The sequence below is a fragment of the Kosmotoga sp. DU53 genome (genome assembly GCF_001639905.1).
In the GTDB taxonomy this organism is placed as follows: Bacteria; Thermotogota; Thermotogae; order Petrotogales; family Kosmotogaceae; genus Kosmotoga; species Kosmotoga olearia.
Window position 1 is genome coordinate 20740 of record NZ_JGCK01000014.1, and the last position, 15528, is coordinate 36267.

Consider the following 15528-nt stretch of genomic DNA (forward strand, 5'->3'; position numbering starts at 1 on the left):
GTGGTTGAGTGTTCGATAAGGAGATAATTGACAGAATCAAAAGCTCCATTGATATTGTGGAGCTTGTTGGTCGTTATGTTAACCTCCAGAAGTCTGGAAGTTATTACAGAGGGCTATGCCCTTTTCATAGCGACAGCGATCCATCTTTTTATGTTAGCCCCGGCAAGCAATTTTTCCATTGCTTTGGATGTGGTGTTTCTGGAGACGTGATAACTTTCTATGAAAAAATAGAAAATCTGCCCTTTTCCGAGGCAGTGGAAAAGCTAGCTGAAATCGCAGGCGTTGAGTTACCAAAAAAATATTCCGTCAGAACGGAATACGACAAATATACACAATCCCTAAATATTCTGGCTGAAGCCTATCATAAGGAACTTTTATCGGGAAAACATCCGGATGTCCTTGAGTACCTTTTAAAAGAAAGGGGTTTCTCAGAAGAAACATTGCGTGAATTTCGTATAGGTTTTTCACCAGGAAATCGAACTTTTTTGAAGAAACTGGTGTCAAATTTTGGGGTAAAATTGGAAGAACTTTTAAAAGCAGGCGTTCTGATTAAGAAAAATAGTGATTACTTCGACAGATTCAGCAAAAGAATTATAATACCAATACACAATGAGAATGGAAAAGTTATTGGTTTTGGCGGAAGAATAATACCTGGAGAAACTGGAAGTAAGTACATAAATTCACCTGAAACGCGGTATTTTGTTAAAGGTCGAGTGTTGTTCAATTTACACCGAGCAAAAAAGAGTGTAAAAGAACTTGATTATGTTGTCATAACAGAAGGTTACTTTGATTCGATGGCGCTTTATGAAGCCGGAATTGAAAACAACGTAGGGGTTCTTGGAACAAATTTAACCCGCCAGCACTTAAAATTACTAAAAACCTATACAAACAATCTTCTTTTTTTAATGGACTCTGATAGTGCTGGAAAAAATGCAACTCTCCGTTCACTCGATCTAGCTGAAAGCGAGGGGTTTTCAACCGCGGTAGCAAAAATAACCGGCACAAAAGATGCCGGAGAACTCTTTAAAAACGAGGGACCAAAAGCCCTAGTGGATACACTCAAGAACGCGATACCCGGCGCAGTATTTCGAGTGGATTATCTCGCGCTAAAGGTAGATATTACTACCCCCCAGGGAAAACAAAAACTTCTGGAATTCCTGATTCCCACATTATCCAGGTACCTCCAAAGAGCGGATAATGCGGGTTTCCAGCTTACAGTCAAAGCTATTTCTGAAAAAACAAATCTCCCCATCAAGGAAATAATAGCCGTGGCAAAAGGAAGGGAGAAACCACAAAAGATTTTAAGGGAACGAAGTACTTTTAAACTCAAACAAATAGAAAAAGACTTGCTAAGCATTTATTTTGGGCATCCAGAATTACGAAGCGAGGTCGCAAGAGTAGTTGATTTTTTAGAAACGTCAGAAGCTTTCAGGTATCTGGTGAAATTTATAAAGAAGAATCAGGACTTCAACGAGATTATTGATGAAATAGACGAAAAAATAGGACCTTCTCTTATGGAAGCGGTTGAATATTCTACCGATATTTCGATGGCACGTAAAATGTTAAAAGATATCGAGACGCATGTTGATAAAAAAATAATTCGCGAACAAATTGAGGAAATAGATAGAAAACTTAGAAAAGTAATCGATCCAGCTATGAAAGAATCACTGATGATTCGTCGCATGGAACTCACAAGGTTACTAAAAAGAACCTTGAAGGGTGGTGAAGCTGATGGCAGATAAAAAGAATAGGGCAAAAATGGTGGAGGAACCAAAAGAAAAAAACTCTTCACAAAAGAAAGCAACTGAAGTAGTCATGCTTTCAGACAAAGAGGTTCAATCACGAATCAAAAAACTCGTTAAATTGGGAAAAAAGAAGGGTTATATAACCTATGAAGATATAGACAATGCCTTTCCCCCGGATTATGAGGGATTTGATTCTTCATTGGTTGAAGTAATCTACGAGGAATTAGAAAAGAACAAAGTTCGAATACTGGAGAAAGAACCCACCGAGGATCAGGAAGAAAGCGGACAGGAAAATCCGGCCGAAGATATAGAAACACTTCTCGAAAGTGCTCCAGAGATGTATGACAACATATCTCTAAAAGATCCTATAAAGATGTATCTGAAAGAAATTGGCAAGATCCCTCTGTTAACACCAAGTAAAGAAAGAGAATTGGCAAGGAGAGCACAAAAGGGTGATAAAAAAGCGAGAGAAGAACTTATAACAGCTAATTTGCGTCTCGTTGTTTCTATCGCCAAAAGATATATAGGTAGAGGCTTATCTTTCCTTGACCTTATACAGGAAGGAAATATAGGTCTCATAAAAGCTGTTGAAAAATTCGATTGGAAGAAAGGATACAAGTTCAGCACCTATGCTACCTGGTGGATCAGGCAGGCAATAACCCGTGCTATTGCTGACCAGGCAAGAACTATACGAGTTCCCGTACACATGGTTGAAACCATCAACAAGGTGAACAAGGTGATCCGTGAACATCTTCAGGAACACGGAGAATATCCAACGGTTGAAGAATTGGGTAAATTAACAGGAAAAACCCCGGAAAAAATAGAAGAAATCCTTGCTGCTTCAAAAGAAACCGTTTCGCTCGAGTCACCTATCAGCGGTGACGAAGAATCCACCATGGGAGATTTCGTTCACGATGAATCTATCGAAAAACCCGAAGAAGCAGCAATAAAAATGCTCCTGCGTGAGCAAATCGACGAAGTTTTAGATACTTTGAGCCCGAGGGAAGCCATGGTCTTGAAAATGAGATATGGTCTTCTCGATGGAAAAACAAAAACTTTAGAAGAGGTTGGACAATTCTTTAATGTTACCAGAGAAAGAATTAGACAGATTGAGGTTAAAGCTTTGAGAAAACTTAGACATCCGTCAAGAAGCAAACAGCTCAAAGCACTGCTTGGAATGCTAAATAGCTCAAAATCAGAGTAGCGCGTTTTGAATTCTATAAGCAACGTCCCCTTAATTTGCGTATCATTGATTAGAAAAAAGGATCAGATATAATCGGGTTGAGAATAAAGGGGACGTGATAAGATGGTATTTAAGAAAACCTCCAAAAACATCTCAACAAGCCCACGAATCGTAGCACAGATCGATTTGATAAAAATGGCAAAAAGTGGCGACAAGCAAGCAAGCGACGAGGTTTTGAGAAGGTTAGGTTCAAAAAATGATAAAAGAGCTGAAGAAGATGGGCAGTCTCAAAGATGAGGCTGCTCTTTATTTAAAAAATTTTACATTAAAAGTAAACAACGAAGTCAAACTTGAAAACATATCTCTGGACGTAAAACGCGGACAGGTTGCTTTAATCTATGGTACCAGAGGTTCAGGAAAGTCCCTTCTTCTAAGGGCTTTTTTGCACCTGAATGAAGAAATCTTCGAAGTTGTTCAGGGAGAAGGAGAGATTTGTTTCTTCGGAAAATCTGTTCTAGATATTGAAAGAAAGCTTCTTCGCAAAGAAATCGCTTACGTAGATACCTCTTTCCTAAATGCCATAAGTTTTTTTTCTCTTCACGAGTTTATGCGATTATTGAAAGGTGATCATTTTGTTATAGAAGACCTTTCTGATGAAGAACTGGATCTTCTGAAAGTACTGGAGATTGATGACCTTCTTATTGGAGATCCTAACGTTCCCCTTGGTGTTTTTCAACCTTTTCAACGGCTGGCGCTTCTTATATATTCTACCCTCGTCAGAAATCCCCGGGTAATTATACTCGATAGTGTTCTGGATCATCTTGACGATGAAGTATGTACCAGAGTGAAAAATCTTCTGATCGATTCAAAAGGTGACAGAACTATCCTCCTTTCAAGTCGCTATGTATTCAGGTTTCTGGATGTAGCGGATTTGTTGATATATCTAAAAAGTGGTAAAATTTTATATGCCGGAAGTACGGAAGAATTTGTGAAAGGAAGCCATTCAAGTTTCTAACGGTATCCGGATTCGGAGGTGTGTTACTTGCGTGTTCTTACAGTAACGCTAAACCCTGCTCTAGACAGGGAACTTGTTGTTGAGAACTTTACAATAAACAACCTGCATCGTGTTAAGAACCAGAAGTATTCCATAATGGAACCTGGAGGAAAGGGAATAAACGTCTCACTCATTCTGTCCGGATTTGGAATCCCAAGTATAGCCATGGGATTCATTGGAGGATATATAGGAGCTGTTGTCGAAAGCAGATTGAGAAACCTAAGCGATCTGGTTACGACAAATTTCATCAATGTAGAAGAAGAAACAAGGGAAAATATAACGATTATAGACCCAGCCAGCGATACCATCACAGAAATCAACTCCCAGGGCCCATTTGTGGATAAGCGGGATATCGACAAGTTCATGAAGCGTTATCTTGTCAGTTTAGGCAGGGTAAATGCAGTCGTTATATCTGGAAGTGTTCCTCCGGGTATTCCGGAAGATTTCTACTATTTACTAGGTAACACGGCAAAAGAAGCTGGTAAGCTCGTCGTCTCTGAATCTATTGGCCCCTGTTTTGAATATGCCGTTAAAAGAGGCGCTTTCACTGTTGCCAGACCAGACTTAAGAAGTGACCAGAAGCTTTTTGGGCAGGATTTAGAAGACCTGGACGATTATGTAGAAGCAGGTAAAAAAATTGTTGAATCGGGGGCGAAAATGGCTATCCTTTCTTATGAAATCGAGGGTGATGTTATAGCCACCGAAGAAGGTGTCTGGTTTTTCAAAACCCACGAACACGTGGAACGTTCACATCTACTTGGGACAGGAGATAGTTTTGTTGCCGGTGTGGTTGAACATCTGTTGAAACATCCACACGATTATCTAAATGCAGCAAAACGCGGTATGGCTGCTGCAATAACGGAAGCAGCATATTTAGGAAAAGAAAGAATAACTTTGGACGATGTTGAAACTAACCTTACTGCTTTTGACATAAGTAGGTTGAGGTGATTTGATGAAGGTACGCGATGCGATGATTCATGATGTATCAGCGGTTTTTGAAGATGAAACGATAGAAGATTTCATAATCACGTGTTTGAGAAAAATGCGCACGGGGTTACCGGTTGTTGATGAAGAATTCAGGGTGGTTGGATTCATAAGCGAAAGCGATGTCATAAAATCGTCACTCCCAAGTTATTTTGAATTACTCCAGAGTGCCTCTTTTATCCCGGATACCCATCAATTTGTGAGAAGACTGGGAGACATAAGGAACGATCCTATCGCTTCACATATGGTTTCACCAGCAATCGCTGTGAAACCGGATGATACGCTTATAAATGCAGCCGATCTTCTTATAAAAAAAGGATTAAAAACCCTACCTGTCGTGGATGATGACCACAAACTCGTAGGGATCATAACCCGCTTGAATCTCATTTATTCGGCCCTTCAGGGGCGGGTACTTGAATGAAAGAAATCGTTTCCTTTTTTACCTTCGGTTGCAAACTCAATCAATATGAAACCGAAGGAATGGCGGAGTTATTGCAAAACGATTTTATGGTTACATTCGACTCGGAGATCGCCGATATTTTCGTTATCAATTCCTGTACAGTAACCGCAGAAGCTGAAAGGAAACTCCGGCAGCTATATAGAAGGCTTAAAGCAAAGAATCCAGGTAGCAAATTTGTGATTGTGGGTTGTTATTCAGAACTTTCAGCGGGAGAGCTGAAAGATCTTGGTTTTGACCTGATTCTGGGGATCAAAGATAAATTGAAAATTAAAGAATTCCTTAAAGAAAATACTGAGAACACCTGCATAAAGGATTATTTTCAGGTTACAAAGGGTCCTTATGGAAGAACCCGTGCATATATTGGCATACAGGATGGATGTTTGAACAATTGTTCATACTGTCGAATAAGATTGGCCAGAGGAAACAAAATCATCAGCAAACCCCCTGAAGTTGTTGCCGAAGAATTAAAAACACTCGTTGAGCATGGGTTTCAGGAAATAGTGTTGACAGGGATAAACATAGGTTTTTACGGATTTGGAGAAGGTTATTCCCTGATTTCTTTATTGAAACAACTGGTAAAGATCGAGGGAGAATGGAGATTAAGATTAAGCTCTCTCGATCCGAGGCTCGTTTCAAACGAATTAATCACGTTTATGACCGATAACCCAAAAATAGCTCAGCATGTTCATCTTTCTCTTCAAAGCGGTTCAGATAAAGTTTTGAAATCGATGAATCGTAATTACACCACTAACGACGTCGAACAGATTGTAGCACTCTTCAGATCCAGGAACAATCGTTTTTCTTTTACCACGGATGTCATAGTGGGATTTCCCGGTGAAACCGACACGGATTTTGTAGAAACACTCGAATTTGTTAAACGTATCAGATTTTTGAAAGTTCATATATTCAGATTTTCTCCACGTCCCGGCACCAAAGCTGCCCGCATGAGCAATCAAATCTCCGGGAATATTAAAAAAGAGCGAGCTACTGTCCTGAAAAAGGTCGCATTAGAAGCATCAAAAGACTATCTTAATGAACATGTTGGCAAGGAAAGCACTGTTCTTATTGAAAAGAACGATGGAATTTTTAGCTACGGTTACGACGAATTCTATATCCCTCACAGGGTTACCGGAAGCATAGAAAATGGTTTTGTCAAGGTACAAATTGGTGGCATAGAAGAACTGGAGGCTTTTTCGGATGTTGAATTATCTTGCAGGTCAGTGGCTGTCCGATGAGGAAGCCACCATAAATGTCAAAAATACTGGTATTTTAACAGGAATCTCCGTATACGAGGTTCTAAGAACCTACAACGGTCTTCCTTTTGCTGCAAAAAAACATTTTGAAAGGTTGAAAAAATCTGCCGATTATATGGGGATACCCCTTCCGATAAATTTCGATGAATTTCTTGAGTTGCTCTTAGAAGGTGTGAAGAAAAACCACAATAGCAGCGGTGAAGAACTTAGAATTAAGGTAATTCTTGTACAGAGCACAAATAATTTCTCCGAGATAATAGTCCTTTATGAAGAATTACCAAAGGTTTCTTCTGATGTTTATGAACTAGGAGTAAAAGTCGGGATATCGAAATTCATCCGTCCATCGGCAGCACTGGTTCCTTCAATAATCAAAATCCCGGGAGCACCATGGAAGGTTTTAACCCGCAAAGCCATGGGCGTCTATTACGATATGCTTCTTTTAAACGAAAAAGGAGACCTTTGTGAGGGAACTATATCCAACGTTTTCCTTATAAAAGATGAAAAACTCATCACTCCAAACATCGAATCAGGCATTCTACCTGGCATTACAAGAGAAAACGTGATAGGTCTTGCTAAGGCAATGGAAATTCCGGTTGAGGAAAGAACAGTTAAAGGCTGGGAATTATTCACCGCTCAGGAAGTTTTTTTGACTCATACCAGTGCTGGCATTGTCCCTATCAGAAAGATTGAGGACAGGGTTTATATAGAAGATTTCGCTGATGGAATAACGCGAATTCTACTTGACAACTTTGAGGGATTTATAATGACGAATGAATCCAACTGGGAAGGTCTATCAAAATGAAATGGAATCACCAATCACTTGACAAAATTTTTGAATCACTTTCCGGGAGTAATCCCTTTTTTAAAAAGTTGAAAGTACTTTTACTGCAAAATAACTGGGAGAAGATTGTTGGAACTCCCAATGCCATGCATACACAGATTGAGAATTTCTTCGATGGAAAGCTGTTCGTTTCGGCTGATGATGGTGTCTGGTTGAATGAACTTCGTATGAGAGAAAAGGAGATTCTCAAAAGAATCCATGAAGAACTACACGGAGATTTCGTAAGAAAGATTATTTTTATCCCAAAAAAGTCAAAGTAACTGGAGGTGCATCTATGTCTACTGATTACAATGCGCAAAGTATTAAGATCTTAAAGGGGTTGGAACCGGTTAGACAGAGACCGGGGATGTATATTGGTTCCACAGGAAAAGCGGGACTTCATCATTTAATATATGAGGTTGTTGATAATAGTATAGACGAAGTAGTTGGAGGTTATTGTGATTATATTAAAATAACGATCTTTGAAGATGGAAGCGTCTCAGTTTGGGACAATGGTAGAGGAATCCCTGTCGACATTCATCCCGAAACAGGTACAAGCGCTCTCGAAGTTGTTATGACCACCCTTCATGCTGGAGGTAAGTTCTCAAAAGACAGCTATAAAATAAGTGGTGGATTACACGGTGTCGGTGTCTCAGTGGTGAATGCTCTTTCAGAATGGATGGAGGTAAAGGTCTATAGAGATGGAAAAATCTACCGCCAGCGCTATGAAAGAGGAAAACCGACGACTCCTGTTGAGATCATAGGTGAAACGGATAAGAGAGGATCACTGGTTGCTTTTAAACCAGATAGCCTGGTGTTCACAACTACAGATTTCGATTTTGATATCCTCGAATCCCGTTTTAAAGAACTTGCATTTTTAAATCCCAGAGTTACCATAGAATTCGAAGATAGGCGATACGACGAGAAAAGGGTTTTCCATTTTGAAGGCGGTATTGTAGAATTCGTTAAATATCTCAACAGGAAAAAGACAGCAATAAATAAAGAGCCCTTCTATATTGAAGGAACATACAATGATGTGAAGATCCAGCTTGCTATGCAATACACAAATGCTTACGATGAAAATATCCTGACCTTTGTAAACAACATTAAAACCGTAGAAGGTGGAACACACCTAACTGGCTTCAAGACCGTTTTGACAAAAATGATGAATGATTATGCAAGAAAATTGAACGTGTTGAAAGACAAAGATCCAAACCTTCAGGGTGAAGATGTAAGAGAAGGATTAACGGCCGTTTTGAGTGTGTTCGTCAAAGAACCACAATTTGAAGGCCAGACAAAAGCTAAATTAGGAAATGAAGAAGTATACGAGGCTGTTATCAAGGTTTTAAGAGATAAACTTCCAGAGGTTTTTGACTACCATACGAAAGAGCTCAAAGCCATAATCATCAAAGCACTCGACGCGGCAAAAGCCAGAGTAGCTGCAAAAAAAGCGAGAGAAATGATCAGACGAAAGAATGCGCTTGAAAACACAACTCTTCCCGGAAAGCTTGCAGACTGTACTTCAACGGATCTCGAAACTACTGAACTGTTTATAGTGGAAGGAGATTCTGCTGGAGGATCTGCAAAGCAGGCGCGCGACCGGGAATTCCAAGCTATTTTGCCGTTAAGAGGAAAGATTCTCAACGTAGAAAAATCGAGCTTTGAAAAGCTTCTTAAGAATGAACAGATAAATAATATAATCGTGGCTATCGGAACCGGAATAGGAGATGACTGTAAACTTGAAAACCTGAGGTATGGAAAGATTATAATAATGACAGATGCCGATGTTGACGGTGCACACATCAGAACATTACTTCTCACCCTTTTCTATCGATACATGACTCCATTGATAAACGCAGGTCATATCTATATAGCTCAAGCACCTCTATATAAGGTTGAACTTAACAGAAAGAAGTATTACTTCTATTCAGATGAAGAATTGGAAGAATTTCTCAAAAATAACGACGGCAAGAAGGTATCGATACAGAGATACAAAGGTCTTGGAGAAATGAATCCAGACCAACTCTGGGAAACTACAATGAATCCCGAATCCAGAAAATTGATAAAGATAGAAATGGAAGATGTAGAAGAAGCCGATAGAGTCTTTACTATTCTGATGGGAAGCGAGGTAGAAGAAAGAAGAGAATTCATTGAAAGGCATGCTTTGATGATAACCGAACTTGATGTATGAACTTAGAAGCGAGAGGTTTTATACTTCTTTTAATTCTAGCGGTAGTTTGGACCATTGGGTTAATAAATTTTGTGGTGGAAATCTACTTTACCAGAGCTCATGACATGAGAATTTTAGTGGTAGATAATCGCTCGGTTGAAGTGGAATTTCCAAAGGTTTTTAAAAGAAGCTGGAATACTGATATAATAGTTCCACCAACCACTGAGTTTATTTCTGAGGGTAGGGTGTACCTGCCAGAAGCAGATTATATAGTCTATTTTCTTGATCGTTATTACTGGGCGTCAAAAGAACTGGTACTTCTTGATTTTGCTGATGTTGAAGCAGTTTTTTTGAATCCTTGTGATATCTGGACTTCATTTTCGTTTTGAAGATGCAGGTTATGTACTGGCGAATGAAAACAGCGATCTTATACTAAGAGTGCTCAAATCGTTGTACGGCAGGCGGTCTATTTTAAGAGAGCTTTCAAACATAGATTTTGAAACAAATAAGATATTTCTCAAACGAGGAATCACCATTCAGGTCTTTGATTGGAGAGTAGTAGAAGAAAAACCGGAAATAATACAGAATCTGATCGATAATGCGGAAGATAGGAGTAAATACCTTCTCATGAGTGACGGAAAAATATTGAGAGTGAGGTGAAATAGATGCCAAGGGGGAAAGAGTACACTGTTTCAATTGACCTCGGTACCAATACGTTAAAGGGGGTTGTGGTCAGTTCAGATCCTTCTTCACAACTTCAACTTGAAGCTTATGGAAGTGTAAAGTCCGTCGGTCTTGATAAAGGCGAAGTAAAAGATGCGGTGGCTTTAAAGCAGTCGATCCAGAAACTTGTAGACGACCTCACCGGACAGCTGGGTAAGAAGGACATAGTGGCTGATTTCAGGCTTTGCTTTACCGACGGTGAGTATGCTGTTATGTCTGAAATCGTTGAAGAATCGATTTCAGACGACAAACCTGTTGTGGTAACTCAGGAAATCATTGATGAATTGATGGCAAAAATCACTCAAGATAAGCTAAAAGACAATAAAAACATTCATATGAAATATGTGAGAAAGTACATTATCGACGATGAAAAAGTGGTCTTCAATCCGGTGGATATGCTTGCAAAGCAACTAAAAGTTGAAATGGTCTTCGTTTCAAGCGAGGGAAAATCAACAGAGGTTTTCAAACGACTTTTCGAAGAACTTCTCGGTACAGGAGATTTCCTGATCTTCCCATCCTTAATATCCGGTGCTGAAGCAGTCCTAACCGACACCGAAAAGCAACACGGTGTTGTTTGTGTGTCTATCGGGCATGCTTTTTCTGAATTAGTAATTTATAGAGAGAATCTACCGATTTACGTGTCGCGTATTCCTCTTGGAGTCAGGCATATCGTTAGGGATATCGCTCTGGTTCTCGGGACCTCTCTTGATGAAGCTGAGCGATTACTCGTAACACACGGCTACGCAAGCATGTATCCTCCATCAGGAGATAGTGTCGTAGAATATTTCGGATTAGATGAGAGAACACGAAAGAATGTTTCAGTGAGAAAATTGTCCACTATAATCTACGCACGTGTTAAAGAACTTTTAAATAAAATCAGACGGGAGATTCAATATTCCAAAGCCAATTATCCAGAATTCGCCGAAGAAGGAATCCCAGGTGGAGTAGTCTTTACAGGCGGTGGTGCCAAGTTAAGGGGATTGAGCGACACCGGAGTGGAATCTTTGAAAATGCCAGTAAGGGTAGGAACCTATGAAACCAGTTTTAATCCAAGAATAGAAAATGCTCACGACGTCGTGAACGATCCCATATTCAGTAGCTGTCTCGGTAGCCTGATCGTTCAGGACGCTGTGGAAACCGGAATAGAAGAAGCTATCGGAAAGCAAAAAAGAAGAGGCTTCGCTGATTTCATAAGGTCTTTGTTCTTTGGAGGTGTTGAGGATGAGCTTTGAGATGAGCTACGAAGGAAAAGAAACTGATGTGAGACTTCCTGCGATAAAGGTTATTGGTGTTGGTGGTGCTGGCGGTAATGCAGTAAATAGAATGATCTCTGAAGGAATACATGGGGTCACTTTTATCGCAGCAAATACCGATGTTCAGGTACTCGAAGGCAATAAAGCAGAAATTAAAATTCAGCTTGGTAACCATCTCACACGCGGTTTGGGAGCCGGTGGAAATCCGGAAATCGGTGAAAGGGCTGCAGAAGAAAGTATAGAAGAGGTAAGAAAAGTTCTTGAAGATACAGATCTTCTTTTCATAACGGCAGGAATGGGTGGTGGAACAGGAACTGGAGCCGCTCCAATCGTTGCATCCGTCGCCAAAGAGATGGGAATTTTAACGGTAGCTGTTGTAACCACTCCGTTCTTCTTTGAGGGAAACACCAGATTGAGAGTAGCCAGCGAAGGCTTAAGAAAGCTCAGTAAATCTGTTGACACTTTAATCAGAATTTCAAATAACAAACTGTTGCAAGAACTTCCACCTGACACCTCCATTGTTGAAGCTTTCGCCAAAGCCGATGAAACCCTGCATCATGGAATTAAAGGTATATCGGAATTGATCACGAAACGTGGTTATATAAACCTTGATTTCGCAGACGTTGAATCCGTGCTGCGCGACGCCGGAACGGCGATGCTTGGAATAGGTATAGGTAGAGGTGAAAAGCGCGCCGAGGAGGCTGCAAAGGCCGCACTCGAAAGCAGGCTCCTTGAAAGACCAATTGACAATGCTATGGGAATCATTCTCAATGTCTCTGCCAAGAATATTACCCTGAGAGAAATGAACATCGCCGCTGCAATCGTCAGACAGAACTGCAGTGAAGATGCCGATGTTAAACTGGGTTTAATTGTCGATCAGGAAATGCCAGACGATGAACTGCACGTAACCCTCATAGCAGCCGGTCTTGAAATGGAAGAAAGCGAACTGTTTGGTGAAGCTTCCGATATACCTGCTATTTATAGATTCGGTCTGGATACCCATGAAGAAGAGGAAGGTACATGAGGGTTTACAAACGCCTGGGTGAGCTTTTAACAGAGCGGGGCTTGATTACTCCTGAGGTTCTTCAGCAGGCCGTAACAATACAAAAAAAGGTTGGCAAACCCCTCGGTGAAATACTCGTAGGGATGGGATTGCTATCCTGGGAGGATATCTACACCGCTTTATCCAAACAGTACAACCTGGAACTCGTTGAAGAACTTCCCAATATGGTACCGCCTGAGTTATTGAAACTTGTTCCACGTTCTGTGGCAGAACGCCTTAAGGTGGTTCCAATTGAGTTTTCCCCGGAAACCAACACGCTCAAAGTCGTTACTCCGGATGTTTTGAAAGTCCCTCAGATTGAACGAGAACTCTCTTTCCTTACAGGAAACAAAATCAAGGTAGCACTTACTCCCCCACCAAATTTTGAGGCACTGTATAGAGCAAGTTATGAAGAAGCATCTTCAAGTGAAATTATTGAACACACCTTCGATTTAGAACCTTCAGAAGAAGTGGTCGAAGAAGAAGAGGTTACCAGTGAAGAAACACCTGTAGGAAAGTTCATAAACGCCCTTCTCGAAAACGCGATAAGAAGTGATGCAAGTGATATTCACCTCGAACCTTTTGAAAAGGTGGCAGTGGGAAGATTCAGGATAGATGGAATTTTAAGGAAGATACTGACCTATCCTAGACGTGCCCATAACTCGGTGGTTTCAAGAATAAAAGTCATGTGTGGTCTTGATATATCAGAAAAGAGGCTTCCACAGGACGGTAAGTTCTTCATTCGAAGGGGTGGAGAACAGTACGATTTCCGTGTATCCACAATGCCAACGATCTTTGGCGAAAAAGTCGTCATGAGAGTTTTGAGGGTTTCCAACGCAAAAAAGAAACTCGAAGAGCTTGGATTAAGCGATTACAATTTAAAGAGGTTTAGAAAGCTTCTGGAAGCTCCCCACGGAATAATATTGGTTTCCGGACCCACAGGTAGTGGTAAATCCACGACGTTGGTGGCAGTCTTAAACGAAGTAACATCTGAAAAGGTGAATGTTGTTACAGCGGAAGATCCTGTTGAATATACAATAGAGGGTATAACTCAGTGTCAGGTAAACGCTGAAATTGGTTTAACTTTTGCGCGCTACTTGCGTGCTTTTCTTAGGCAAGACCCGGATGTTATAATGGTAGGTGAAATCCGTGATAGAGAAACAGCGCAACTCGCCATAGAAGCTTCGCTTACAGGTCATCTTGTCTTCTCCACGATTCATACCAATAGTGCTCCTGGAGCTGTCGCAAGATTGGTCAACATGGGGGTTGACCCATTTCTTTTAAGCGCTTCTTTGATTGGGGTAATTGGCCAAAGACTGGTCAGAAGACTTTGTAGTAATTGTAAAGTAAAAATCCCGATAAGAGAAGAAATCCTGGAAATAGCAAGCAAAATTTTCCCAAATAAAAATGAATTCTACGAATTCGTACCCGGTTCTGGATGTAACGAATGCCGGGGAATTGGATACAAAGGAAGAACCGGTATTCATGAGGTTCTTATTGTCAATAACGAACTGAGGGATTTAATGGTTAGAGGTGCTTCTGAACACGAACTTAGTGAAGCTGCAAAAGCGGCCGGGATGAGAACCCTTTATGAGGACGGTATCGAAAAGGTCCTGCAGGGCATAACATCAGTCGAAGAAGTAAATAGAGTCGCAACCGAACTGTAAACGTGTGAGCATACTAAAACATAAATTTGAAGGAACATCATAACCGGCTTAATTGGCTTTAGAATGAAATTACCGCTCCATGAGCGGTAATTTTTTTTCTGATATGATTAATTTGAAGGTCTAGATAGAAATTAATAAGGAGGGTCGTATATGGCGTACAGAGTTTTGGTTTGGGGATTGGGTGCCATGGGAAGCGGCATTGCCAGGAACATTCACTCAAAATTAGAACTGAAACTTGTCGGAGGCGTGGAAAAGAAGCCGGAAGCTGTTGGAAAAGATATTGGAGAATTTCTGGGAATCGGGAACATAGGCGCAAAGATATACGATGATCCGGAAAAAGCGATTCTTGAAACTCGACCGGATTTAGTTGTGATTGCAACAAATTCTTTTGTTCGAGAGGTTATGGAGAAAATAGAGCTTGCGGCAATAAACCATGTGGATGTGCTCACAATAGCGGAAGAAATGGCTTATCCTTTTTATTCCCATCCTGAGGAATCTACTATTATTGATAACATAGCAAGAAGATATTCTATCAGTATTTTAGGAACAGGAATCAATCCTGGTTTTGTCCTTGACCTTTTGATTATCGCCATGACTGGCGCTTGTTTGAATGTAGAACGAATCGAAGCAAAAAGAATAAATGATCTGTCGCCATTCGGAAAGACCGTTATGGAAACCCAGGGCGTGGGAACAACTCCTGAGGAATTCGAAGAAGGATTAAAAAACGGGACCATTGTTGGACATATAGGCTTCCAGCAATCAATAGCTATGATAGCTGACGCTCTTGGTTGGGAACTCACCAAAATTGAAGAAATTCGTGAACCTATCATTTCGAAAACCGAAAGGAAAACAGCGGTTGCTCATGTAAAACCCGGTATGGTTGCCGGTTGTAAGCACATTGGGAGAGGTTATATTAACGATAAAGTCGTTATTGAATTGATACATCCCCAACAGATTCTTCCACAGCTTGAGGGTGTAGAAACTGGAGATTATATAGATATTTACGGTGATCCAGAAATACACCTTTCTATAAAACCAGAAATCCCTGGGGGCAAAGGAACGATAGCGGTGGCAACAAACATGATTCCTTACGTTATCGAGGCCGAACCAGGATTCCTCACAATGGCAGACCTTCCCGTTCCGCGAACCTTGCTTAAAGATCTTGGGAGGTGAT

16 protein-coding genes are annotated in these 15528 nt (G+C 40.6%); all 16 read left to right on the forward strand.

Features of this window, described 5'->3' with window-relative positions:
- Positions 1 to 8: 8 nt before the first annotated feature.
- The 16 genes from dnaG (at position 9) to ord (ending at position 15527) form a co-directional block, all read left to right on the forward strand.
- Positions 9 to 1742: a DNA primase gene (gene dnaG / locus DU53_RS01600; protein ID WP_063727131.1), complete on the forward strand. Its 1734-nt coding sequence runs from the start codon at positions 9 to 11 to the stop codon at positions 1740 to 1742.
- Positions 1732 to 2949, forward strand: a complete 1218-nt coding sequence (rpoD, locus tag DU53_RS01605; protein WP_063727133.1) for an RNA polymerase sigma factor RpoD — start codon at positions 1732 to 1734, stop codon at positions 2947 to 2949. Before dnaG ends, rpoD begins: the two co-directional genes overlap by 11 nt.
- A gap of 102 nt (positions 2950 to 3051) precedes the next feature.
- On the forward strand, positions 3052 to 3225 hold the full coding sequence (locus tag DU53_RS12235; protein ID WP_161484727.1) for a hypothetical protein: 174 nt from the start codon (positions 3052 to 3054) through the stop codon (positions 3223 to 3225).
- Positions 3185 to 3943: an ATP-binding cassette domain-containing protein gene (locus DU53_RS01610; RefSeq protein ID WP_082853739.1), complete on the forward strand. Its 759-nt coding sequence runs from the start codon at positions 3185 to 3187 to the stop codon at positions 3941 to 3943. Before DU53_RS12235 ends, DU53_RS01610 begins: the two co-directional genes overlap by 41 nt.
- An 18-nt stretch (positions 3944 to 3961) precedes the next feature.
- On the forward strand, positions 3962 to 4930 hold the full coding sequence (locus DU53_RS01615; RefSeq protein ID WP_235599656.1) for a 1-phosphofructokinase family hexose kinase: 969 nt from the start codon (positions 3962 to 3964) through the stop codon (positions 4928 to 4930).
- Between the two features lie 4 nt (positions 4931 to 4934).
- Complete coding sequence (locus DU53_RS01620) at positions 4935 to 5387, forward strand: HPP family protein (protein ID WP_012744859.1); 453 nt, start codon at positions 4935 to 4937, stop codon at positions 5385 to 5387.
- Entirely contained in the window at positions 5384 to 6661 is a 1278-nt protein-coding gene (mtaB, locus tag DU53_RS01625; RefSeq protein ID WP_063727136.1) for a tRNA (N(6)-L-threonylcarbamoyladenosine(37)-C(2))-methylthiotransferase MtaB, read from the forward strand. The genes DU53_RS01620 and mtaB overlap by 4 nt, the downstream gene beginning before the upstream one ends.
- A complete protein-coding gene (locus DU53_RS01630; protein WP_012744861.1) occupies positions 6624 to 7481 on the forward strand; it encodes an aminotransferase class IV in 858 nt (285 codons plus the stop codon). Before mtaB ends, DU53_RS01630 begins: the two co-directional genes overlap by 38 nt.
- Positions 7478 to 7780, forward strand: a complete 303-nt coding sequence (locus DU53_RS01635; RefSeq protein ID WP_012744862.1) for a DUF721 domain-containing protein — start codon at positions 7478 to 7480, stop codon at positions 7778 to 7780. The genes DU53_RS01630 and DU53_RS01635 overlap by 4 nt, the downstream gene beginning before the upstream one ends.
- A gap of 14 nt (positions 7781 to 7794) precedes the next feature.
- On the forward strand, positions 7795 to 9690 hold the full coding sequence (gene gyrB / locus DU53_RS01640; RefSeq protein ID WP_012744863.1) for a DNA topoisomerase (ATP-hydrolyzing) subunit B: 1896 nt from the start codon (positions 7795 to 7797) through the stop codon (positions 9688 to 9690).
- On the forward strand, positions 9687 to 10058 hold the full coding sequence (locus tag DU53_RS13115) for a DUF4894 domain-containing protein (RefSeq protein WP_063727137.1): 372 nt from the start codon (positions 9687 to 9689) through the stop codon (positions 10056 to 10058). Before gyrB ends, DU53_RS13115 begins: the two co-directional genes overlap by 4 nt.
- Positions 10030 to 10329 (forward strand): DUF4894 domain-containing protein, encoded by a 300-nt coding sequence (locus DU53_RS13120; protein ID WP_063727138.1) that lies wholly within the window; start codon positions 10030 to 10032, stop codon positions 10327 to 10329. Before DU53_RS13115 ends, DU53_RS13120 begins: the two co-directional genes overlap by 29 nt.
- A 5-nt stretch (positions 10330 to 10334) precedes the next feature.
- Positions 10335 to 11624, forward strand: a complete 1290-nt coding sequence (gene ftsA / locus DU53_RS01655) for a cell division protein FtsA (RefSeq protein WP_012744865.1) — start codon at positions 10335 to 10337, stop codon at positions 11622 to 11624.
- Positions 11614 to 12669, forward strand: a complete 1056-nt coding sequence (gene ftsZ, locus DU53_RS01660; protein ID WP_012744866.1) for a cell division protein FtsZ — start codon at positions 11614 to 11616, stop codon at positions 12667 to 12669. Before ftsA ends, ftsZ begins: the two co-directional genes overlap by 11 nt.
- Positions 12666 to 14354 (forward strand): GspE/PulE family protein, encoded by a 1689-nt coding sequence (locus DU53_RS01665; RefSeq protein ID WP_012744867.1) that lies wholly within the window; start codon positions 12666 to 12668, stop codon positions 14352 to 14354. Before ftsZ ends, DU53_RS01665 begins: the two co-directional genes overlap by 4 nt.
- Positions 14355 to 14504: 150 nt before the next feature.
- Positions 14505 to 15527: a 2,4-diaminopentanoate dehydrogenase gene (ord, locus tag DU53_RS01670; protein ID WP_012744868.1), complete on the forward strand. Its 1023-nt coding sequence runs from the start codon at positions 14505 to 14507 to the stop codon at positions 15525 to 15527.
- Position 15528 lies beyond the last annotated feature (1 nt).

Coding starts and splice junctions, on each gene's coding strand:
- DU53_RS13115 (WP_063727137.1), top strand. CDS start 9,687: ATGAACTTAGAAGCGAGAGGTTTTATACTTCTTTTAATTCTAGCGGTA.
- DU53_RS01620 (WP_012744859.1), top strand. CDS start 4,935: ATGAAGGTACGCGATGCGATGATTCATGATGTATCAGCGGTTTTTGAA.
- DU53_RS01665 (WP_012744867.1), top strand. CDS start 12,666: ATGAGGGTTTACAAACGCCTGGGTGAGCTTTTAACAGAGCGGGGCTTG.
- DU53_RS01630 (WP_012744861.1), top strand. CDS start 6,624: ATGTTGAATTATCTTGCAGGTCAGTGGCTGTCCGATGAGGAAGCCACC.
- DU53_RS12235 (WP_161484727.1), top strand. CDS start 3,052: ATGGTATTTAAGAAAACCTCCAAAAACATCTCAACAAGCCCACGAATC.
- DU53_RS01635 (WP_012744862.1), top strand. CDS start 7,478: ATGAAATGGAATCACCAATCACTTGACAAAATTTTTGAATCACTTTCC.
- ord (WP_012744868.1), top strand. CDS start 14,505: ATGGCGTACAGAGTTTTGGTTTGGGGATTGGGTGCCATGGGAAGCGGC.
- gyrB (WP_012744863.1), top strand. CDS start 7,795: ATGTCTACTGATTACAATGCGCAAAGTATTAAGATCTTAAAGGGGTTG.
- ftsA (WP_012744865.1), top strand. CDS start 10,335: ATGCCAAGGGGGAAAGAGTACACTGTTTCAATTGACCTCGGTACCAAT.
- rpoD (WP_063727133.1), top strand. CDS start 1,732: ATGGCAGATAAAAAGAATAGGGCAAAAATGGTGGAGGAACCAAAAGAA.
- mtaB (WP_063727136.1), top strand. CDS start 5,384: ATGAAAGAAATCGTTTCCTTTTTTACCTTCGGTTGCAAACTCAATCAA.
- DU53_RS01610 (WP_082853739.1), top strand. CDS start 3,185: ATGATAAAAGAGCTGAAGAAGATGGGCAGTCTCAAAGATGAGGCTGCT.
- ftsZ (WP_012744866.1), top strand. CDS start 11,614: ATGAGCTTTGAGATGAGCTACGAAGGAAAAGAAACTGATGTGAGACTT.